Origin of the sequence: Actinomadura fulvescens (assembly GCF_039533225.1) — a bacterium.
Lineage (GTDB): Bacteria > Actinomycetota > Actinomycetes > Streptosporangiales > Streptosporangiaceae > Spirillospora > Spirillospora fulvescens.
In genome coordinates this window covers 1-20,618 of sequence record NZ_BAAATD010000009.1, presented here as the reverse complement: position 1 = coordinate 20,618, position 20,618 = coordinate 1, and the positions used below count along the sequence as shown (strand labels likewise).

19 protein-coding genes, 1 pseudogene and 1 riboswitch are annotated in these 20,618 nt (G+C 70.2%); of the genes and pseudogenes, 13 read left to right on the top strand and 7 right to left on the bottom strand.

Translation table 11 applies throughout. The annotated features are described in order from the left end of the window. Positions 1-15: 15 nt before the first annotated feature. On the bottom strand, positions 16-450 hold the full coding sequence (locus ABD333_RS29870) for an SSI family serine proteinase inhibitor (RefSeq protein WP_344545860.1): 435 nt from the start codon (positions 448-450) through the stop codon (positions 16-18). A 73-nt stretch (positions 451-523) separates the two neighbouring features. Between ABD333_RS29870 and ABD333_RS29865 the strand changes: the two genes are divergently transcribed. The 5 genes from ABD333_RS29865 to ABD333_RS29845 all read left to right on the top strand — a co-directional run bounded on the left by ABD333_RS29865 (position 524) and on the right by ABD333_RS29845 (position 5,975). Then, complete coding sequence (locus ABD333_RS29865) at positions 524-856, top strand: rhodanese-like domain-containing protein (protein ID WP_344546240.1); 333 nt, start codon at positions 524-526, stop codon at positions 854-856. Positions 857-905: 49 nt separating this feature from the next. Next, positions 906-1,023, top strand: a riboswitch (TPP riboswitch). Further along, complete coding sequence (locus tag ABD333_RS29860) at positions 1,016-2,395, top strand: purine-cytosine permease family protein (RefSeq protein ID WP_344545859.1); 1,380 nt, start codon at positions 1,016-1,018, stop codon at positions 2,393-2,395. It overlaps the preceding riboswitch by 8 nt. A 103-nt stretch (positions 2,396-2,498) precedes the next feature. Then, on the top strand, positions 2,499-4,361 hold the full coding sequence (locus tag ABD333_RS29855) for a sensor histidine kinase (RefSeq protein ID WP_344545858.1): 1,863 nt from the start codon (positions 2,499-2,501) through the stop codon (positions 4,359-4,361). A 40-nt stretch (positions 4,362-4,401) separates the two neighbouring features. Continuing rightward, entirely contained in the window at positions 4,402-5,085 is a 684-nt protein-coding gene (locus tag ABD333_RS29850) for a hypothetical protein (RefSeq protein ID WP_344545857.1), read from the top strand. A 344-nt stretch (positions 5,086-5,429) separates the two neighbouring features. Next, a complete protein-coding gene (locus ABD333_RS29845) occupies positions 5,430-5,975 on the top strand; it encodes an ATP-binding protein (RefSeq protein WP_344545856.1) in 546 nt (181 codons plus the stop codon). A gap of 191 nt (positions 5,976-6,166) precedes the next feature. Here ABD333_RS29845 and ABD333_RS29840 read toward each other — a convergent pair whose 3' ends face one another. After that, complete coding sequence (locus tag ABD333_RS29840; RefSeq protein ID WP_344545855.1) at positions 6,167-7,384, bottom strand: arginine deiminase; 1,218 nt, start codon at positions 7,382-7,384, stop codon at positions 6,167-6,169. Between the two features lie 67 nt (positions 7,385-7,451). Between ABD333_RS29840 and ABD333_RS29835 the strand changes: the two genes are divergently transcribed. Beyond that, a complete protein-coding gene (locus tag ABD333_RS29835; RefSeq protein WP_344545854.1) occupies positions 7,452-9,071 on the top strand; it encodes an MFS transporter in 1,620 nt (539 codons plus the stop codon). Positions 9,072-9,191: 120 nt separating this feature from the next. After that, positions 9,192-10,217 (top strand): NBR1-Ig-like domain-containing protein, encoded by a 1,026-nt coding sequence (locus ABD333_RS29830; RefSeq protein ID WP_344545853.1) that lies wholly within the window; start codon positions 9,192-9,194, stop codon positions 10,215-10,217. A 724-nt stretch (positions 10,218-10,941) separates the two neighbouring features. Here ABD333_RS29830 and ABD333_RS29825 read toward each other — a convergent pair. Both ABD333_RS29825 and ABD333_RS29820 read right to left on the bottom strand, forming a co-directional pair. Further along, positions 10,942-11,298 carry a hypothetical protein gene (locus tag ABD333_RS29825; protein WP_344545852.1) on the bottom strand — a complete coding sequence of 119 codons (357 nt, stop codon included), beginning with the start codon at positions 11,296-11,298 and terminating at the stop codon, positions 10,942-10,944. Then, positions 11,295-11,597 carry a hypothetical protein gene (locus ABD333_RS29820; RefSeq protein WP_344545851.1) on the bottom strand — a complete coding sequence of 101 codons (303 nt, stop codon included), beginning with the start codon at positions 11,595-11,597 and terminating at the stop codon, positions 11,295-11,297. Before ABD333_RS29820 ends, ABD333_RS29825 begins: the two co-directional genes overlap by 4 nt. Positions 11,598-11,873: 276 nt before the next feature. Between ABD333_RS29820 and ABD333_RS29815 the strand changes: the two genes are divergently transcribed. The 4 genes and pseudogenes from ABD333_RS29815 (at position 11,874) to ABD333_RS29800 (ending at position 15,478) form a co-directional block, all read left to right on the top strand. Then, positions 11,874-12,653: a helix-turn-helix domain-containing protein gene (locus ABD333_RS29815; protein WP_344545850.1), complete on the top strand. Its 780-nt coding sequence runs from the start codon at positions 11,874-11,876 to the stop codon at positions 12,651-12,653. Continuing rightward, positions 12,650-12,838, top strand: a complete 189-nt coding sequence (locus ABD333_RS29810; protein ID WP_344545849.1) for a DUF397 domain-containing protein — start codon at positions 12,650-12,652, stop codon at positions 12,836-12,838. Before ABD333_RS29815 ends, ABD333_RS29810 begins: the two co-directional genes overlap by 4 nt. 271 nt (positions 12,839-13,109) lie before the next feature. Beyond that, positions 13,110-14,054, top strand: a pseudogene (locus ABD333_RS29805) (elongation factor Tu); the annotation flags it as partial. Between the two features lie 533 nt (positions 14,055-14,587). Beyond that, positions 14,588-15,478: an endonuclease/exonuclease/phosphatase family protein gene (locus tag ABD333_RS29800; protein WP_344545848.1), complete on the top strand. Its 891-nt coding sequence runs from the start codon at positions 14,588-14,590 to the stop codon at positions 15,476-15,478. A gap of 42 nt (positions 15,479-15,520) precedes the next feature. Here ABD333_RS29800 and ABD333_RS29795 read toward each other — a convergent pair whose 3' ends face one another. The 3 genes from ABD333_RS29795 to ABD333_RS29785 all read right to left on the bottom strand — a co-directional run bounded on the left by ABD333_RS29795 (position 15,521) and on the right by ABD333_RS29785 (position 18,246). Continuing rightward, positions 15,521-17,071, bottom strand: coding sequence for a long-chain-fatty-acid--CoA ligase (locus ABD333_RS29795; protein ID WP_344545847.1), 1,551 nt, complete (start codon positions 17,069-17,071; stop codon positions 15,521-15,523). Positions 17,072-17,192: 121 nt separating this feature from the next. Further along, positions 17,193-17,363, bottom strand: coding sequence for a hypothetical protein (locus ABD333_RS29790; RefSeq protein WP_344545846.1), 171 nt, complete (start codon positions 17,361-17,363; stop codon positions 17,193-17,195). A 64-nt stretch (positions 17,364-17,427) separates the two neighbouring features. Then, the gene (locus tag ABD333_RS29785; protein ID WP_344545845.1) at positions 17,428-18,246 is read right to left on the bottom strand and encodes a hypothetical protein; all 819 of its coding nucleotides are present in this window, start codon (positions 18,244-18,246) and stop codon (positions 17,428-17,430) included. Positions 18,247-18,370: 124 nt separating this feature from the next. Between ABD333_RS29785 and ABD333_RS29780 the strand changes: the two genes are divergently transcribed. Then, positions 18,371-19,081 (top strand): response regulator, encoded by a 711-nt coding sequence (locus ABD333_RS29780; protein WP_344545844.1) that lies wholly within the window; start codon positions 18,371-18,373, stop codon positions 19,079-19,081. Further along, the gene (locus tag ABD333_RS29775; protein WP_344545843.1) at positions 19,078-20,196 is read left to right on the top strand and encodes a sensor histidine kinase; all 1,119 of its coding nucleotides are present in this window, start codon (positions 19,078-19,080) and stop codon (positions 20,194-20,196) included. The genes ABD333_RS29780 and ABD333_RS29775 overlap by 4 nt, the downstream gene beginning before the upstream one ends. Positions 20,197-20,618 lie beyond the last annotated feature (422 nt).

Here is a 20,618-nt window from a genome sequence, read left to right as displayed (position 1 = left end):
CTGACGGGGTTGGTGTCAGTTGGCTTGGGGGCTGTCGCCGAAGAGCGGGGCCAGCTTCTGCCAGCGGTGGAGCTCGCAGCCGTCAGCACGGGTGAACCTGGCTTCGACCGGCTTGCCCTGCCACGTACCCGTCACGGTGGCGACCTGGGGGCCGCCGTAGATCTTCGTGCAGATCTGGCCGGTGGGCGGGGGCTGGAAGGGGTCCTTGACCTTGGCGACGGCCGCGCAGGCCTGGGCCGCCTTCGGATGATCGCCTCCGACCGGGTCGCAGGTCAGGGTCCAGGTCTTGGCGGGGGCCTTGGCGGATGGCTTGACCCGTACGGTCAGCGTTTCTTTGGCGCTGGCGGAGGGGGAGACCGACGTTGTGGGTGAGGACTCGCCAGAGCTGGTGGAGGGGCGTTCGGAGCCGCAGGCCGCCACCGCCATGACCATGGCTAGGCCGGGCGTCATGAAAAGGAGCGTCCGATACCGCATGGGTGATTCGACGCGGGCGGGTCTCGCGCGGTTCCATGGAGGCGTGATGATTTTCGGGGATGACGTCCCGGCCGTGGACGCGGCCGACGTACCGCAGGGCGCATACCTTCTCGACGTCCGTGAGCAGTACGAGTGGGACGCCGGGCACGCGCCGGGGGCCGCGCACATCTCGATGGCCGAGCTGAGTGACCGTGCCGGGGAGATTCCGCGTGACCAGGACGTGTACGTGATCTGCCGGTCGGGGGCGCGTTCCGCTCAGGTGACCGTCGCGCTCAACCAGGCGGGCTGGCTGGCCAAGAACGTCGACGGGGGCATGAAACGCTGGGCCGAGGCGGGACGCCCGATGGAGGGCGGTGCGGACGGGCCGCCGCACGTGGCCTGAGGTCTCGCGGACTTACGCTCCTCGATGTACGATTCGTCCCGTTCAAGGCCAACCCCACCGCGGGAGCTCGGGCCGACCGGGCTGAGAGGGCGACATGGCACAGGCGTCGCCGACCGCATGAACCTGTCCGGGTAATGCCGGCGTAGGGAGCGTGTCACGATGACGTCTGCCATAAAAGAACGCCCTCGCAACGAGGTCCCGTACACCCTGGACGAGCCCGCGCCCAAGGTCCTCAGCTTCTGGGACCAGGGCGCCTTCTGGGCCAATCTCGGGGTCAGCCTGTTCGCGTTCTCCGGCGCCTACACCGTGCTAGCCCCGGACGCCGACGGCAAGCCGGGGCTGTCCATCGTGGCGGGCATCGTCGCGATGGTCGTCGGTACGGCGATCGGCGGGCTGATGCTGGGCCTGGCCGCGGCGCCGGGCGCTGTCACCGGCAAGCCCGCGATGGTGTTGCTGCGGGGGCTGTTCGGCGCGCGGCTGTCGTACGTGCCGACCGCGCTCAACATCGCCCAGCTCATCGGCTGGGGCACGTTCGAGCTGATCGTCATCGCGGACGCGGCGCGGGCGTTGTGGGATGGGGTGCCGCGCTGGACGTACGTGATCGCGGCTGGCGTGCTCACCACGGTCCTGACCATCTGGCCGCTCGGCTCGGTCCGGATGCTGCGCCGGTACGTGACGGCCGCGGTGATGATCGCGCTGGTCTACTTCTACGTCCAGTTGCTGCGCGAGCCGCTGCCGGACCTGACCGAGGGGTCGTGGGGCGGGTTCTGGATCGGCGCCGACGCGGCGCTGGCCGTCTCGATCTCGTGGGTGCCGGTGGCGGCCGACTACACCCGGCACGCGCGCAGTGCCCGCGGGGCGTTCGGCGCGGCGGCCGTGGGCTACTCGGCGACCCAGATCTTCGCCTACATTCTCGGCCTGCTGGCACTGGCCCTGGTCGCCGGCGACTCGACCAAGGTCTTCGACCCGTTCCTGGGCGTGACGCTGGGCGTGCTGTTCTTCGCGGTCTTCGTGCTGCGCGAGGCCGACCAGTCGTTCGCCAACGTCTACTCCACCGCCGTCTCCATCCAGAACCTGGTGCCGCGCGCCGACCGGCGGGTGCTGTCGATCGCGCTCGGCGCGCTGATCACCGGTCTGGCCCTGCTGCTGGACATCGGCGACTACGCCAGCTTCCTGTCCCTGATCGGCTCGGTGTTCGTGCCCATGCTGGGCGTGCTGGCCGTGGACTTCTTCCTCGGCGCGGGGAAGCGGGGCACGTGGGACATGTCGGTGTCGGCGCCGTCGCGCTGGGGGATGATCGTCGCCTGGGCGGTCGGCTTCGTCACGTACCAGCTGATCAACCCCGGCACGGTGAGCTGGTGGGCGGGCTTCTGGCAGGACGTGCAGGAGGCGGTCGGCTTCAGCACGCAGAGCTGGATGAGCGCCTCGCTGCTGTCGTTCCTCGTCGCAGGGCTCGCCGCGCTCGTCATCGGCCGGTTCGCGCCGGGCGGGGACGGCGGCGGACGATCTGACGGCAAGATCGACTCTGCTGCCGTCTGAACGTCCGGACGACGAAGGTTTGCGGGTGATTCCGCCGGGAGGTGGAAACGTTTCGGCGGTGGTTGCCCGGCGCCGCCGCAAGATCCGGTGGCACGATACAGACGTGCAGCTTTCGGTCCACGACCCGATCCTCCGCGCGGTCATCGAGTGCGCGGCCGACGCGATCGTGGCCGTGGACCACTCGTTCCGGGTCACGGTGTGGAACCCGGCCGCCGAGCGGATGTTCGGCTGGCGGGCCGACGAGGTGCTCGGCCGGGTGCCGCCGATCGTGCCGGACGAGCTCAAGGCCGAGCACAACGCCGTCCAGGAACGGCTGCTGACGCGGCGTGCGGGCGAGGGCGACAGCGGGCGGATCTCGATCGCCACCCGCCGGTTCCACCGCGACGGGAGCCTGATCGACGTCCGCATCGACACCAGCGCGCTGCAGGACCGGGACGGCGCGCTCCTCGGCTGGGTCGGCGTCTACCACCCGGTCGAGGAGGACGAGGTCGCCCAGCACCACATGGCCGAACGCGCGCGGCTCGTCCGGCGGCTGAACGACATCGTCGCCGACCTCAACGCCGAGCTCGACCTCGACGTGGTGCTCGACCGGATCACCGCCGCGCTGATCGAGCTGACCGGCGCCGACGCGGGCGGCTTCGTCCGGATCGACGACGAGCGGCTGCGCCTGGTGAGCATGTACGGGCTGCCCGACCACATGCGGGGCGCCTCGGCCGACCTGCGCTCCAGCCTGGTCGGCGAGCTGCTCCGGTCGGGCAAGACCGTGATGCTGGCGACCGGCGAGCGGCGGCTCGGCGATCTCGTCTGGTCCGAACTGCCGGGGTTGCACACGATCGCGCTGGGCCTGTCGTTCCTGCAGAACCAGCCGTACGGGGCGCTCTACGCGCTGTTCTCCGGGCGCAAGATCGGCCATACCGAGCTGGAGCTTCTGGAGTTGCTCGCCGGGCACGCGGGCGTGGCGGTCGGCAACGCCGTGGCGTACGCCGAGGTCGTGCGGCAGCGCGCGCACGAGCGCGCGGTCATCGACTCCAGCGCGGACGGCATCGCCGTGCTCGACCGCGACGGCACCGTACGCCAGTGGAACCCGGCCGCGCACGTGCTCACCGGGCTGCCCGCCGAGCACGTGATCGGGCATCGGCTGCCGTTCGAGAAGCCCGAGCCCGGCGAGATGCTGACCTTCCAGTGGGAATCGGGCATCTGGCTGAACGTGCTCTCGGCGGAGATCGAGGAGACCGGCGAGCTCGTGGTCGACTTCCGCGACGTCAGTGCCGCCAAGGCGCTGGAGGAGGCCAAGGATCTCTTCCTGGCGACCACCAGCCATGAGCTCCGGACCCCGATCACCGTCGTCCAGGGCTTCGCGAGCACGCTGGTCAACCGGTGGGACGAGCTCGCCGACGCCGACCGCCGGTCCGCCGTGGCCACGATCGCCGAACGCGCCCAGTCACTCGGGCGCCTGGTGGAGCACCTGCTGCTGGGGTCGCGGGCGGGCGCCGACGAGCTCGCCGTGACCATGGAGTCGTTCGACCTGTCCCGGGTGGTGACCGGCGTGGTGGCGGGATTCCGCTCGTTGTCGAGCCTGCACAGCGTCGAGCTCGACATCGCCCCGGACCTACCCCTGGCGGCGGGCGATCCGATGGCGACCGACATCGTCCTCGGCCAGCTCCTGGAGAACGCGTTCAAGTACTCGCCCGACGGAGGCACGGTCAGGGTCCGCGTGTGGCCGGCGGGCGCCGACGTGGTGGTCACCGTCCAGGACGAGGGCATTGGCATCGCCCCGGGAGATCACGAGCGCATCTTCGAGCGCTTCGTCCAGGGCGAGGCCGGAGATAGGCGCCGCTTCGGCGGCATCGGGCTCGGACTCTATATCGTCAAGCGCCTCACCGAGGCCCAGGGCGGAGCGATCTCGGCCCACCCCGGACCAGCGACCGGCACCTGCATGCGCCTGGTCCTGAAGTCCGCTCCCTGACATCCTGCGCGGCGTCTCGCTCGACGTCCCGCGCGGCGCCTTGCCCGGCATCCCGCCTGAGGTCCTGCGCGGCGTCCTGCCCGGCGTCTTGCCCGAGGTCCTGCGCGGCGTCTCGCCCGAGGTCCTGCGCGGCGTCCTGCCCGGCGTCCTGCGCGGCGTCTCGCCCGGCGTCCTGCGCGGCGTCTCGCCCGGGGTCCTGCGCGGCGTCCTGCCCGGCGTCCTGCGCGGCGTCCTGCGCGGCGTCTCGCTCGACGTCCCGCGCGGCGCCTTGCCCGGCATCCCGCCCGAGGACGTCCTGCGCGACGTCATGCCCGGCGCCCTGCCTGACGTCCTGCGTGCGGCGTCTCGGCCGACGTCCTGCCCGGCGTCCTGCGCGGCGTCTCGCCCGGCATCCTGCCCGGCGTCCTGCCCGGCGTCCTGCCCGGCGTCCTGCCCGGCGTCTCGCCCGGGGTCCTGCGCGGCGTCCTGCCCGGCGTCCTGCGTGCGGCATCCTGCCCGGCGTCCTGCCCGGCGTCCTGCGTGCGGCGTCTCGCTCGGCGTCCTGAGCGGCGTCCTGCCTGGCGCCCTGAGCGGCGTCCTGCCCGGCGTCCCGGCCGACGTCTCGCTCGACATTCTGCGCGGTGTCTCACTCGACGTTTTGCCAGAACGCCTTGTGGGTGTCTTGAGCCGGTTAGCCAACGCCTGGATCGGGCGGCTGTCGGGCTGGTGGTGGAGGGGCCGATAGCGGCCATCGGCAAGCGAAACGGCTGTGTTGGCGCACTCTTGGAGTGATCTTGAAGGAGGTCAGGTGCGTGATTCTGCGGGACAGTGCAGTGTGACGGCAGTGTGACGGACGAAACGCGCGTGCGAGGAGTAATCCTCCGTTGGCTGGATAGATCTTTAGTTGGTGTTGCGTTGGGAACGAGGTTCCGTTCGGCGCCAGGTATCGGGGGTGAGGCCCGTGTCCGGAGGGTCGGTCGCTCGTTGTGCGAGTGGCGGGCCGTGCGGCTCAGGTTTCCGGGCGCCCTCATATGGGCATTTCGGTCATACCGGAAGAGAGATCGTTCGATTGGAGAGGGTGACGGCGAGGTGAGGGCATCGAGCGTCGTCATGCTGCCGCACGCTCCGTCCAGCGTCGCGATCGCACGCAAGCGCCTCACGTCCGATCTGATCGCCTCGGGGGTCTTCGACTCCGTCGTGGACGACGCCAGCGTCATCGTCAGCGAACTGCTCAGCAACGCGCTGCGGCACGCGCGGGCGCTGCCGTCCGGACAGGTCCGCGTGACCTGGTCCTACCAGGGAGAGATGCTTGAGGTCGCCGTCAGTGATGGCGGAGCCATGACCGAGCCGCGGCGCGGCCCCGGCACGCTCTCGTCGCTGGGCGGCCGAGGCCTCGGCATCGTCGAGGCCCTGTCCGAGGGCTGGGGGGTCCGCCACGAGGACGGCGCCACCACGGTCTGGGCCCAGTTGCTGGCGCCGCAGGGCTCGGGTGTGAACGGGTCGGCGCCGCGCCAGGCGGCCCACGCCGCGTTGCCCGACTTCTGTGAGCACCCTGACGTGCAGCAACGCAGGGCGGGCAAGGTCCGCACCGAGCCTTGGTATGGAGCGGCGACCGGGCGGGCCCTTCCCGGCTGACCGGCCCGCTTCGATCTCGCCGGGAGAAGTTCCTTCGCAAATCTGGCATACCCGGCTAGCCGGACCTTTCCCCGACCTTGTATGGTCCTCTTCAAGCTCGGGCGCTGTCGTGCCCCCGTCGACACCGCCCGGGCCTCCAACGTGGAACGGCCCCGGGCGCTCAAGGCGTCCGGGGCTTTCACGTTCCAGGCTCAGCCGATCGTCGGCGGCGGATCGCGGAGGATGGGGCACGACATACAGCGCGGGCCGCCCCGGCCGCTGCCCAGTTCGCTGCCGCTGATCCGGATGACCTCGATGCCCGCCGTTTCGAGCTGGGCGTTGGTCTCGATGTTGCGCTCGTACGCCACGGCAAGGCGCGGGCCCACCGCGAGGGTGTTGTTGCCGTCGTCCCACTGCTCGCGTTCGGCGGTCACCGGGTCCAGCCCGGTGTCGATGACCTTGAGCCGCTCCAGGCCCATGGCCTCGGCCGCCGCGTCGAGGAAGGGGCGCGGCTCCGAGACGCGCAGGTCGCCGTTCGCCGCGGTGACGGTGAACGCGGTCAGCGAATGGGCGATCGGCGGGTACATCACGACCGTGTCGACGTCGACCATGGTGCAGACGGTGTCCAGGTGCATGGTCGCCCGCTGCTGCTCGATCGGCACGGCGAGGACGGTGTGCGCCAGACCGGCGGTGAGGACCTGGCGGGCGAGGCGTTCGACGCCCGCGGGCGTGGTGCGTTCGCCCGTGCCCACGGCCACCACGCCGGGAGAGAGCAGGAGGATGTCGCCGCCCTCGACGTGTTCGAGCGCGCGGTCGTAGACCGGCTCCACGCCGGCGAAGCGCGGATGGTGGCTGTAGATCAGCCCGGTGAGGGCCGACTCGCGGCGCCGCGCGGGCATCGCCAGGCTCGTCACGGCCACCCGGTCGCCGATCCAGGCGCTGTTGTCGCGGGTGAACAGCAGGCCGGGCAGCGGATCGATCACGAAGTCCAGCCGGTCCATCAGCCGGTAGACCAGGCCGTGCCCGGCCTTGAGCTCCTCATGCGCGAGGCCGTCGATCAGCGTGTGGGAGAGGTCCTCCGGATCGAGATCACGCAGATAGCCCTCGACCACGCGGCGTAGCTGGTCCCCGAGGCGGTGGTCGCTGAGGACCTCGTTGATCGCCTCGTCGCGCGCCGCCTCGTACTCCAGGGCGTCCTGCAGCAGCTCCGTGACGTACAGCACTTCGACACCGCGGTCCCGCAACGCCTGGGCGAACGCGTCGTGCTCCTCCTGCGCGCGCCCCACCCACGGGATGGCGTCGAACAGCAGCTTGTCGCTGTTGCGCGGGGTGAGGCGCTTCAGTTCGGCGCCGGGGCGATGCAGCAGTACGGTGCGCAGCCGCCCTACCTCACTGGTGACTCGGTGCTCATGCGCTGTTGGTTGTGCCACGTTTCGCAGTCTAAATCGGGTTGTCTCCGACTTTCTGGGCGCCCTGACCGTATGTCACGATCCAGAGGTGATCGGCAGATCGACCGCGCTCCCGCTCTACCTGTCCACGGCGACCTTGCTGCGGGTCTCCGCGGAGGGCGCGGCGACCGCCATCGTCCTCGCCGTTCACGCGCGAACCGACCAGGCCGCGACCGCGGGTTTCCTGCAGACCGCGATGACGCTGCCGTACATCCTCAGCGGCCCGGTCATCGGGCACGCGATGGACCGGACGCCCAGGCCCAGGGGGCTGGCCCTCGTGCTGACCGCCGGCTACGGCATCGCCATCGGGCTGCTCCTGCTGACCGCGGGTGACGCCCCGCTCGGGTTCGCCCTCATGATCGCGGCGGTCGTCGGCTGTACCGAGCCGATCGTGGTGGCGCTGACGAGCCTGCTTCCCCGTTTCGTGGTCGCCGAACGGCTGACCCGGGCGTACGGACTGGAGGCGTCGAGCTACAACCTCGCGGCCATCGCGGGTCCGGGCCTCGCCGCCGGATTCGCCGCCTGGCTGGGCGGCGGCGGTGCCGGCATCCCGATCGTCGTCTGTGCCTTCCTCGGCCTCCTCGCCCTGCCGCTCCTCCCGTTCCGCGCACCCACCCGAGCCAACCGAACCGTCCACACCAAGCAGCCCGCCCAAGCGACCGAAGCGACCACCAAAGCCGACCAATCCGCCCAGCCCGAGGCGACCGCCCAGCCCGAGGCGGCTGCGCCAGCCGAGCAGGCCGCCGCGCCCGAGGGGGCCGCCCTGCCTGAGGCGGCTGCGCCAGCCGAGCGGGGCGTTCCGGGCGAGCGGGGCACTTCGGCAGAGCTCACCTCTCCGGCAGAGCGGATCTCCCCGGCCGAAAGGGTCGCCGAGGCCGAGCGGGTTGCTCCGGCGGAGCCGGTATCTCGGGCCGAGGTGGCACCTCAGGATGAGGTGACCGCTCCGGCTGAGCCGACCTCTCCGGCCGAGGTGGCACCTCCGGCTGGGTCGGGCCCTTCCACTGGGGCGGCTTCGGTGGGGCGGGGCGTTGCTGGGGGGTCGGGAGGGGGTGGGGTGGTTTTGGCGCGGGGGGTGGTGGATGTCGTGGTCGGCGGGTTGACCGTGCTGGTGGACAATCGCGTTCTGCGGGCGTTGACGGCGGCGACGACGCTGGCCTGGTTGGGCTTCGGCGGGATCGCGGTCACCGCGGTGCTGCTGGCCGACCGCATTGGGGCGGCGCCCAGCGCGGGCGGGCAACTGCTCGCGACCATGGCGGTCGGGTCGCTGATCGGGTCGCTGGTCTGCGCGCGGTGGTTGTCGTCCCGCCATGCCGAGACGGTGATGCTGGCCGGGCTGGCCGCGTTCGGGACGGCGCTGGGCAGCCTCGCGCTGGCGCCCTCGCTGCCGTGGGCCATGCTCGGCTTCCTCCTGGCCGGGATCAGCGAGGGGCCGGTGTTCGCGGCGACGCTGACGTTGCGGCAGCGTGAGTCGCCGCCCGAACGGCTGGGGCAGGTCAACACGACCGGGGGGAGTCTGAAGATCGGTGCCTCGGCGGTGGGGGCGGCGCTGACGGCGACGTTCGCCGACCGCATCGGCCCGGTGGGACTGGTCCTGGCCATAGCCGCCTGCCAGTTCGCGGGCCTCGCCCTTGGCTTGGTGATTCTTCGCGCACGCCGCTCCCGTTTGTGAGAGGACATGTTCATGTCACCCGTCCACGCTGGTTCTGCCAGGTTGCCTTAGATTTGACAGGTATCGTCATCATGATCCTGCGGTGCTTGTGGGCAGCTCGAGGCTTGAGAGGCAACAAGGGTGAGTTCAGCGGTTGATCAGGGACAGGACGGCGGCCGGCGCGGACGCAGATCCCGGCGGCCGGACCCGGCGTCGGGACCCGTCGCCGCCCTCGCCGAACGGTTGTGGCGGCTGAAGCAGGAGGCCGGCGACCCTTCGTACGCGGAGATGGCCTCTCTCGGCGCCGCCGCGTCGAAGTCCTCGCTCGCGGCCGCCGCCCAGGGCCGAAACCTGCCGACCTGGGGAACGACCTGGGAGTTCGTCCGGGTCCTCGCGGTCGACCGGCTGGGGCGCGACCCGGAGGAGGCCGAACGTGAGTGGCGCGCGCACTGGCAGCGGGCGCGCGACGCCGTGCAGGCGGCCGAGGACGCCGAGGAGTTCGGGGCCGCCACGGCGGACGGCGCGCGGCCCGCGTCCGGCTCTTCGCGGACGACCGCCGAGATGGTGCTGCCGAACGCGGGGATGGACGAGTACCGCACGTCCGTGGACGACCTCACCGGGGCGCCCGCCCGGATCGTGCACCTTGGCTCGCCGCCTCCGGGGCCGAGGCGGTTCCCGGCGGGTCTGATCGTCGTCGCCGCGACCGCCGCGGTGGTGGTGGCGGCCGGCGCCGTCTATCTCGCCTGGCCGGAGGAGAAGGCCGCGCGCAATAGCGGCCCGGTGGTGAATTCGCCGAACGAGCTGGCCCCCTTGAACGCGCAGGTCAAGGACGACTCGCAATTCGTCGGCGACATCACCTATCCGGACGGAACGCGTGTCAAGGCGGGCGCCACTTTCGAAAAGGTGTGGCGCCTGCGTAATTCGGGAACGGTGCATTGGAAGGGTCGCAAAATGGTCCGGCTCGGGGCGAGTCCGTGCCCCGCCCCCAGGAGCGTGTCCATTCCGCCCACGCCGCCCGGCCAGCTCGTCGACGTGCGTGTCCGCATCCAGGCCGCCAGGCACCCGACCCGCTGCAAGATCTACTGGAAGATGCACGACGCGGCCGGCCGGGTGACCATGCCCGCCAAGCGCCCGATCTTCTTGGACGTCCGGGTCGTACGCGCCTGACCTGCACCTTCTTTTGTCCAGCGAGAGCTGTACGTCCGTTGGACGAAGTTCCCTTGGCGGACGGCGGCGGCGCGTGCCAACGTTGCCGTGCAGCAACCGGCCGGTCGCTCTCCCCGCTCAGGGCCCCCTTTCATTCCGTTTGGGCCCGATGTCATCGTGTTGCCCAGACAATGGAAGGAATCGCGGTCCTCGTGTGCCTGCCACCGCCATATCTCGATGACCGAGGCGGTCATGGTCAGGCGATGTCGCCGAGCGGCTCGGCGGCGTCAATGAACCGGTCATCATTCAGCGCCGGGCCTGGCGACAACAGGTCCCCCGCATTGACTCGCGGGAAACATAGATAAATCAGAACCATAATGTCCCCTCCCAGTGGGATGTGGGACCGCCGTTATCCCAGGGACGCGGCGTGCTCGGTCGTTCGGCGCGGATGGCCACGGCACGCCGCGTCTCGCCATGGCGCGCCGCGTCCCACCGAAAAACCGTTCAGATGCTCTCTGAGCGCCGTAATGCCTTTCAGGGTCCGCCGACATGGCCCGGACGTGGAAGGGCCCCGGGGAGGTGTGTGGGGACCCCGGGGCCCGCGCACCGCGCGGAGTACTGGCGGAACTCTGAGGCACGCGGACCGGTACTCCGGGTGCCGTCCGGCCGTCCTGCAACGCGCGGGCGAACCATCTGCGCTCCGGGGCGGTTGCGGGGTCGCAGTGGACACGCCCCGGAACGCGGCTCAGCGAGCCGGAGACGGCCCGTCCGTGCCCGCGTGTGCCTTGCGGTGTACGAGCGTCTCCAGCTCCCGCACGACCGTGTCAACGCGGTCCAGGCCGACGCGGTGTTTCGACAGGTGACGGCGGATCGGGTCGCGTACCTCGCTGATGACGAGCAGATAGGCGGGCTCGCGGGGGACCGGGCCCAAGCCGTCAAGACGCAGCTTCGCCTCCTCGTACACGAACATCCGGACAACCTCCCCGATGCGCTCGTGGACCTGCTTCCGCGCCGCGTACTCGAACATGTCGAGCACGTCCGACAGCACATCCATAGGGCGGTACATCGGGCCGCGCGTGGCGCATGGCGCGCTGTCGTTCATGCCTTGGGCTCCTTGAGTAGATCGAGCGCGACCACCCGGGCCGCGTTGCGGGGGTCACGCGTCCGCGCGATCCACGTCGGTAGGTCGTGACGGTCGGTCCCCGTGAACCACCAGTCGCCGGTATCGCGCAGGTACGCGCACCTGATCGTCCGGGACCCGTGCCCGTCCACGCGGGACACCGACAGCGCCGGGTACCCGTCCGCTTCGACCAGCGCGCACGCAAGCGGCGGGTAGTCGGTCAGCGCGACCTGTAGAGCCCTCAGAGCGGTTACACGGTCCGCGTGCGCCGAGAGCAACACCCGGAGCAGGGGAGCAGACGAAACCAGCGGAGCATCCCGCACAACGCGCGGCGGGCGAAGAACTGCCCGCGACTCCGGGGGAGTCGGCGGGGGATCGAGCGACCGCCTACGGCGGAACCGGTGCGTGCCCATCGGGAACCACCTCACGGGGAGATGTTTGTGTCAGGGCTTACAGAATGGGATCGGTCTAGTTAAGGTCGCTACGTTCATGCACCAAATGCAACAGACGGAGCGTGAGGCATGGCAGGCCAAGAGTCACTAGACCCGGACCGGTCGATGTGGGACTTCATCGCCGTTGAACTGCACAGACAACGACGCCTACGAGGGGTCTCGGGGGCACAGCTCGCGCGGATCATCGGACGAGACCGTTCAATCGTTTCACGCATCGAATCCGGCAAGATTCCCATGCAGCTAGACCACGCCGAGATCATCGACCGCGAATGGGACCTAGACCGCCTGTTCACGCGCCTTGTGTCGTTCGCCAAGGACCGCAAGGAAGGCGACTGGCGAATCGGCACTCTCGCGGAGCAAGAGGCGCGTGCAACACGCATCCGCATGTGGGAGATCGGACTCGTTTCCGGGCTTCTCCAGACGCCCGAATACGCCCGCGCGGCGTTCGCTGTCGGACTCGTCAGCGATCTAGACCGCGCCGTCGAAACCCGCCTATCTCGGCAGGCCGCCGTGTTCGAAAGGGAACGCCCGCCGGAGGTGTCCGTGATCCTCAACTGGGTCGTGCTGGAGCAACCCGTGGGATCTCCGGAGATCATGCGGGCTCAACTCGCGAAGCTGCTGGAAGTCGGAGAGCTTCCGCACGTCAGCGTTCGTGTCCTGCCGAAAGAGGCCGGTGCTCACGTCGGATACGACGGTTCGTTGAAGCTGCTGACGGTGGATGCGCGGGACATGGCGTACTCCGATACGCCGCACGGGGCCGGACTGGTGACGGACCCCAAAGACGTCCTGGACTTCCAAGTAAGGTACGACCGTATCGGCGTTCTCGCCGCCCCCACCGGACCGTCGCGAGCGATGATCCAAGACGCTATGGAGAAGTACCGATGACGACGTGGCGCAAGGCGTCCCGAAGCACTACGTCAGACAACACTGACTGCGTGGAAGTTGCACAGCTCGCGGACAACATCGGGGTACGTGACAGCAAGGACCCGGAGGGACCCAAGCTCACGCTCTCCCGCGACGCGTGGCGCTCGCTCGTGTCCCGCGTGAAGGCGGACGACGAGACCGCGTAACCCGACCGACCTAGCCCCGACCCGCCGCGTGTGGGTCGGGGCTTCCTGCTCTCTGGCCTAACAGGCGTGCGCCTGACTGCGGCGGCTTGGGGGTCCGGGTGGTGCTAGACGCACACGGCTCGGCCTACGGCCTCATGCACAGGCACACGGCCCCGTCACGTGTCCGGGCATGTCCAGCGGTACCGAATGTGCTGTCGCGGCGGACGAAGATCGCACGCGCGGTTCTCTCGTTCCGGCCCTTGTGGGGCCCTGACCTGGGGATGTACGGTCATGCCGGGGTGAACACGCCGACTACGTGAAGAACATGATCACGGGCGCGGCCCAGATCGACGGGGCGGTGCTGGTGGTCTCGGCGCAGGACGGCGCGATGCCGCAGACCCGGGAGCACATCGTGCTCGCCCACCAGGTCGGCGTCCGCCACATCGTGGTGGCGCTCAACAAGGCCGACATGGTGGAGGACACCGAACTCCTCGACCTGGTCGAGCTGGAGCTCCGCGAGCTCCTGGACGAGTACGGGTTCCCCGGCGACGAGGTCCCGGTGATCCGCGTGTCCGGCCTGCGGGCACTGGAGGGCGACCCGTACTGGACCGCCCGGATCGGTGACCTGCTCGACGCGATCGACGCGTACGTGCCGGTGCCGCCGCGCATCCTCGACCGGCCGTTCCTGATGCCGGTGGAGAACGTGCTCACCATCACCGGTCGCGGCACCGTCGTGACCGGCGTCGTGGCCCAGGGCGCGGTCCGCGTCGGCGACCACGTCGAGGCGGTCGGGCTCGGTGAGGGCTTCGGCTCGGTCGTGACCGGGCTGGAGACGTTCGGGCAGGCGATGGACCACGCCGAGGCCGGCGACAACACGGCGATGTTGCTGCGCGGCGTCCGGCGGGACCAGATCCGCCGCGGCCAGGTCATCGCCGCACCCGGCTCGATCCGGCCGCACAGCCGGTTCCGTGCCAAGGTGCGGGTGCTCACCGCCGACGAGGGAGGCCGGAGCAAGCCGTTCTTCCACGGCTACCGGCCGCAGTTCCACTTCCGCACGACCGACGTGGTCGGCGGTGTGGACCTCGGTGGCGAGGGCGGCATGGCGCTGCCCGGCGACTCCGTCGAGATGACGGTCGAGCTGGGCAAGCCGGTGGCGATGGCCGAGGGGCTGGGCTTCGCCATCCGTGAAGGCGGCCGCACCGTCGGCGCCGGCACGGTGACGACCCTCCTCGACTAGCACCCGGTCGGCGGCAGGCCAGCGCCCGCCCTGCGTCCGGCCCAGCGCCAGGCCAGTGCACGGCCAATGGTCGGCCTGGCGTCCGGTCGGCGTCCGATCGGGGGCTGGCCAGTGCTCGGCCCGGCGTCCGGTCGGGGGGCTGGCCAGTGTTCGGCCCAGCGCCCGGCCAGCGTCCGGGCACGTGCTCAGCCCAGCGCCCCCGGCCAGCGTCCGGGCCAGCGTCCGGGCACGTGCTCAGCCCAGCGCCCCCCGGCCAGCGTCCGGTCGGCCCCCGGCTCAGCGCCAGGCCAGTGCTCGGTCGGGGCTTGGTGCGTTCTTGGCAAGAGGCGGGTCGGCGGTCGGTTGGGCTTGGCGGGCGCCCGTCCTGGCAGTGAGCTGCTGGGGCGGGCGTTCGGGTCGGTGAGCCTGTTACGGGATGCGGACAGAACGTGAAAATCTCTGGAGCGGGTACTGTCGTTCTTCTAGCGCGGGCGCCGGTTCATGTGGTGAGATTCGTCGTGATCTTCCCCGCTTGATCCATCGATGGAGCCTGTGTGCGAGCCCCCCGCGCCCTCATCCCTCTGCTTGCCGTCTCCGGAGCGGCCGTCGTGGTCGTCACCGCCGGAGCCGGCGCGGCCATCGAGCAGGGGGACGACCCCGGCCCGCCTGCCGCCGACATGGCCCAGGACACGCGGACGACGGCGGTCAACGTCCTGAACTGGAACGTCTGCGGCGACACCGATCCCCGCTGCGGTGCCAAGCCCGCCGACGTGGTCAAGACGGTCTCCGCCCAGCTCAAGGGCAACGTGGTCAGCGGACGCAGGATCAAGGCGAACGCGGTGTTCCTGCAGGAGATCTGCCTCGGCCAGGTCAAGGCGATCGCCGCCGGGACGGGCACCTGGAGCTGGCAGTTCGCGCCCGTTCTCCGCGCCGACGGCAAGCCCGCGGCGTGTGCGAACGGCCAGGGGCAGTTCGGGATCGCGCTGGGCTCCCAGCACGAGATCTCTGGTGTGGAGAAGGTCTACCTCCCCGCGCCCCGCGCCCGGCGGCAGCCGGCTCTCTGCGGGAACGTCGCGAGTTGGAGCAATCTCCGGCTCTGCACCGCGCAGTTGAGCGACGAGCCCAACGGGGAATGGCGGCGCAGGCAGACGCAGAAGATCACGGCGCTGGCGGGAGCCGGTCGGGTGGTCTTCGGCGGTGACTTCAACGAGCAGCCGAACAAGCCCGCCCTTGACGTGCTCTACCGTTCGTTCGGCGAGTGCGACCAGACCGCGGGCGGCGCACGCACGGGCGAGCGCACGTACCAGAACGCCCAGGGCCTGGCCGTGGCGAAGACCGACTACGTCTTCGCCACCAAGACCGCGGGCATCGCCTGCGAGGTGCCGAACCAGCCCGTCCGCTCGTCCGACCACCGTCCCATCGCCGCGGTCGTCCACTTCCGCTGACCATCGCCGGACGGTCCGTGTGGACCGCCCGGCGGGGGGCGGTCAGTTCACGGCGCGGTCCTGGCCCTCCCAGTACGGGGCGCGGAGCTCGCGCTTGAGGATCTTGCCGGTCGGGTTGCGCGGGATCGCGTCGCGGCGTTCGACCGACGTCGGGCACTTGAAGTGGGCCAGCCGCTCGCGGCAGTAGGCGATCAGATCCTGCTCGGAGACGTCCTCGGACAGCACCACGACGGCCTTAGGCGTCTCGCCCCACTTGGCGTCCGGAACGCCGATGACCGCGCAGTCGGTGACGGCCGGATGGCTCATCACGACGTTCTCGACCTCGGCCGGGTAGATGTTCTCCCCGCCAGAGATGATCATGTCTTTCACGCGGTCGTGGATGTAGAGGTAGCCGTCCTCGTCGAGGTAGCCGGCGTCGCCGGTGCGGAACCAGTTGTCCGGAAGGAGAGCCGACGACGTGGCCTCGGGCATGCCCCAGTAGCCCTGCATGTTCTGCGGGGTCCGGCAGAGGATCTCGCCGACCTCGCCGAGCGGGACCTCCTCCAGCGTGGCCGGATCGACGATCTTCAGTTGGCACTCCGGGTTGGGGATGCCCGCGCTGCGCAGACGATCGCCCGGGACGTGGTCCGCGGGCGGCAGCGACGTGATCGCCCCGGTGGTCTCGGTGAGCCCGTACACCTGCATGAACTCCGTGCCCGGCAACATCTTCATCGCGCCGCGCAGGACGTCCTCGCTGATCGGTGACGCCCCGTACAGCAGCAGCCTGAGGCTGGACATGTCCGCCTCCGCCACCTCCGGCATCAGCTGCATGAACTGGAGCAGCACCGGTACGAGGAAGACGTGCGTGACGCGGTCGCGTTCGATCGCCTTGGCGATGCCCACGGGATCGGGCTCGCGCATGATGACGCCGGTGATGCCGTCGAAGACCACGCACACCGCGAGCGCGCTGCCCGCCACGTGGTACATCGGCATCGCGACCATCAGCACGGCGTCGCCGCCGATGCCCCAGATCTCGTTGGTCAGCGGCAGCACGGACGAGAAGTTGTCGTGGCTCAGCATCACGCCCTTGGGCAGACCCGTGGTGCCCGACGAGTAGAGCTGGACGAACGTGTTGGTGGGCTCGATCGCGCCGTCGTCGACGGGCGCGGCGCCCTCATGGGGCCCGACCCAGGCGGCGTAGTCGACGTACTCGTGATCCGAGCCGTCGATGACCACGAGGTGGGTGGTGTGCTGGAGCTTGCCGACGATGGCGTCCAGGACGGGGACGAAGTCGGGCCCGACGATGAAGACCTTCGCCTGCGCGTTGTTGACGATGTAGGCGACCTCGTCGGGCGCGAGCCGGTAGTTGACCGGAACCTGGACGGCGCCGAGCCGGGCGGCACCGAAGAGCTGTTCGACGTACTCGATCGAGTTCTTGTCGAGGACGGCGATCCGGTCGTCGGGGCCTACGCCGGACGCGGCGAGCGCGGCGGCGGCCCGGTCCACCCGCCGATCGAAGTCCTGGTACGTGATCTTCGTTTCGCCCGCGATGAAGGCGACACGGTCGGGTTGTTGGCGCGCACGGTCGCGCAGCACTTCGGTAAGGCCTGGCACGAGGGCCCCTTTCGCCGGGGTAACCGCTTGCTTATGCTGCTTGTCCAGGCATCATGCGGTCCACGGCGGACGCGGGGCAAGGGGTCTCGCGGGTTCGCTCAGGCTTCTTCGCGTTTCCTGGTCAACGGCTGCGGGCCATCTTGGCGACGATGGTCACCGCCAGCACGACCAGCACGGCGACGAAACCGATGAAGAAGAAGAACTTCAGCATCGAAATGATCGAGCCGATGACCGTCATGAGCAGCCATACGGCGAGCACGACACCAATGATTGTCAGAATTGTCCGACCCATGTCCCACACCGTACGCGCCGGTCAGGGGGTCGTCATCACCCTGCGGGACGATCCCGCCCTGAGATCAACCCTGAGGTGTTCCCGGAGGCGGCTGCTGCCCGGGATAGGGCTGTCCCGGCGCGGGCGGGCCAGGTGGGGCGTAGCCGCCAGGGCCGGGCTGGCCCGGGTATGGCTGTCCGGGCGCGCCGTAACCGCCGGGGGTGGGCTGGCCGGGAGCAGGTTGGCCTGGATACGGCTGGCCAGGAGCGGGTTGGCCTGGGTACGGCTGGCCGGGAGTGGGTTGCCCCGGGTAGGGCTGACCGTGAGCGGGTTGGCCTGGGTACGGCTGGCCGGGAGTGGGTTGCCCCGGGTAGGGCTGACCCGGCATGGGCTGGCCGGGCATTGGCTGGCCAGGCGCCAAGGGTGCGCCGGGTTGTGGCGCGTTCCAAGCACCCGCCGCCGGTGCCGGCCGCCGGTTCGGCCCGTTCGCCGTGAGGACGCGGAGGCCCGTGATGGCGGCGGCGGCGACCGGGGCGGCGAGGTCTTCGATGACGAACGGCACGTCGCTGATGCCGTACCCCTTGAGGCCTCGGACGCCCACGAGGTAGATCCAGACCCCGAGCCTGACGCCGACGATCATTGCGACGTACCCGGCCACCGCGGCGGCGAGCGGGATCACCGGCAGGCGGCTGCGGGTCAGGAACACGCCGGCGCCGGTCACCAGCCCCACGACGAGTCCCTGGATCAGAAAGTAGGCCCGTCCGTGCCGGAACTCAGAGGCGATGTTGGTCTCGTAGACCCCGACGATGGTCAGGAGGAGGGAGACCACCGTGGCGACGGCGCCGCCGACCATCAGGGCCACGATGGCGGTGGCGGGCGAGGAGGCAGGGCGGGAATGAGACATCCGGCCATTAAATCGCCAATCCTTACGGTGCGGTGACGGGGAACGGCGAATGTCTCAAACCAGCCGTACCGTTGAGAATGTGATTGCATCGGCCAGTTCAGGACGACGACTTCGTGAGGTATCGATGGTGAGTTCCGCCGACACCACCGGCCGGATCCTGGTGGTCGACGACGATCCCACGGTCGCCGAGGTCGTGGCCCGCTATCTGGTCCGCGACGGGCATCAGGTCGAGTGCGTGGCCGACGGGCTGGCGGCGTTGCGCCGGGCTCAGGGCGATCCCCCCGACCTGGTCGTGCTCGATCTCATGCTGCCCGGCATGGACGGTCTGGAGGTCTGCCGCAGGCTTCGCGAGACGTCCCCCGTGCCGGTCGTGATGCTCACCGCGCTGGGCGAGGAGACCGACCGGCTGGTCGGGCTGGAGCTCGGCGCCGACGACTACGTGACCAAGCCGTTCAGCCCGCGTGAACTCGCGCTGCGCGTCAAGTCCGTGCTGCGGCGGGCCCGGGGCGCGCTCGCACCCCTGAAGACGGGAGTGTTGCGGGACGGGGATCTCGTGGTGGACGTCAGCGCGCACGAGGCGCACCGCGGCGGCGAGGAGCTGTCCCTGACCGCTCGCGAGTTCGACCTGCTCGCGTTCCTGCTGCGGCATCCACGGCAGGCGTTCGGCCGCGACCAGTTGCTGCAGGAGGTCTGGGGCTGGTCGTTCGGGGACGCCTCCACGGTCACCGTGCACGTACGCCGGCTGCGCGAGAAGATCGAGGACGATCCCACCGTGCCACGGCGCATCGTCACCGTCTGGGGAGTCGGCTACCGCTACGAGCCGGAGAGCGAATGAAGATCCGGTTCGAGGATCTGCTCTGGATCGCCTGGTACGCGACGCTTCCCGCGGGGATCGTCGCCGCCGGCGGTCTGGTCGTCCTGCACAAGCTGCGCAGCCGTTCCGTGGCGACCCAGCTGAACGTCGTGGGGGTGGCCACCGTGCTGGCGACGATCTCCGGCATCATCGTGATCGCGCTGATGATGGTGATCAACGAGCACGACCTCGCGGTGGTGCTCGCGGTCGTGACCGCCGCCGGGATCGTGGCCGTCGGGGTGTCGGTCCTGCTGGGCCGCCGGCTCGTCGCGGCCAACCGGGTGCTGCTGGAAGCCGTGCGGTCCGACTCGTTCGCCGTCCCCGCCACCCCGCTCCCCGCCGAACTGGCCGAGCTCTCCCGCGAGCTGGACGCCGCGTACGCCCGCCTGGCCGACGCGCACGCCCGCGAGCAGGCACTGGAGGCCAGCCGCCGCGAACTGGTCGCCTGGGTCAGCCACGACCTGCGCACTCCGCTCGCCGGGCTGCGGGCCATGGCCGAGGCGCTGGAGGACGAGGTGGTCGACGATCCCGAGACCGTCAGCACCTACCACCGTCGCATCCGCGTCGAGTCCGACCGGCTGACCGAGATGGTGGACGATCTCTTCGAGCTGTCGCGCATCCACGCCGGCGCGCTGCGCCTGTCGCGGCGCCGGATCGGGCTGGCCGACCTGGTGGCCGAGGCGGTCGCGGGTGCCGAGGTACTGGCCCGCGCCAAGGGCATCCGGCTGCACGGCAACGTCCAGGCGGGCCTGCCCGTGGAGGCCGACGCGGGCGAGCTGGGCCGTGCCCTGCGCAACCTCGTCGTGAACGCGATCCGCCACACGCCGAGCGACGGGACCATCGAGATCATCGGCGAGGTCCGCGACGGCAGCGCCTGCGTGACGGTGGCGGACGCGTGCGGCGGCATCCCTGAAGAGGATCTCCCACGCGTCTTCGACGTGGCCTTCCGCGGCGAGACCGCGCGGACACCGGGCGGTGGCGCGGGACTCGGCCTGGCCATCGCCCGCGGCATCGTGGAGGCGCACGCGGGCGAGATCGGCGTCGTGAACGCCGGCCCCGGCTGCCGTTTCGTCGTCCGGCTGCCACTCGACGCCTGACGGTAAATGGCTTTGGCGCCGAGTCACTTTGTCGACAAATCGACTCGGCTCCTGTGATCAGCACCTCACGGGTGATCTGGATCATCGTGACGGGCGGGCGGGAGCGGCCGGCGAGGGCCCGCCGTGTGCCGGGTGAACGCTGGCATGGTCATTGACCAGGCATTACTTCGTTCCGGATCGCGGGCGGCCGAGGCGATGTGGGCTGCGTCACTCCTTATAAGCGAACGCTTACGCACGGTAGCGTTCCGCCCAGCTATTGGACATGGCGTGCCATATCGGGCAAGTCGTGAGCTGGAGGTATCACTGTGCGTTCTCGGGTTGCGGGTGCCCTGGCGGCAAGCGCGGCGACCATGAGCCTCACGAGCGTCCTCGCACCGGCACCAGCCGCCGCCGCGCCGACCGCGACCGCTGCCGGGTCGACG

Bases quoted from the DNA above. Each gene is read 5' to 3' on its own strand.
- ABD333_RS29790 (WP_344545846.1), bottom strand. From the start codon at position 17,363: ATGGGTCGGACAATTCTGACAATCATTGGTGTCGTGCTCGCCGTATGG.
- ABD333_RS29775 (WP_344545843.1), top strand. From the start codon at position 19,078: ATGAAGATCCGGTTCGAGGATCTGCTCTGGATCGCCTGGTACGCGACG.
- ABD333_RS29780 (WP_344545844.1), top strand. From the start codon at position 18,371: ATGGTGAGTTCCGCCGACACCACCGGCCGGATCCTGGTGGTCGACGAC.
- ABD333_RS29810 (WP_344545849.1), top strand. From the start codon at position 12,650: ATGACGACGTGGCGCAAGGCGTCCCGAAGCACTACGTCAGACAACACT.
- ABD333_RS29815 (WP_344545850.1), top strand. From the start codon at position 11,874: ATGTGGGACTTCATCGCCGTTGAACTGCACAGACAACGACGCCTACGA.
- ABD333_RS29785 (WP_344545845.1), bottom strand. From the start codon at position 18,246: ATGTCTCATTCCCGCCCTGCCTCCTCGCCCGCCACCGCCATCGTGGCC.
- ABD333_RS29825 (WP_344545852.1), bottom strand. From the start codon at position 11,298: ATGAACGACAGCGCGCCATGCGCCACGCGCGGCCCGATGTACCGCCCT.
- ABD333_RS29860 (WP_344545859.1), top strand. From the start codon at position 1,016: ATGACGTCTGCCATAAAAGAACGCCCTCGCAACGAGGTCCCGTACACC.
- ABD333_RS29870 (WP_344545860.1), bottom strand. From the start codon at position 450: ATGACGCCCGGCCTAGCCATGGTCATGGCGGTGGCGGCCTGCGGCTCC.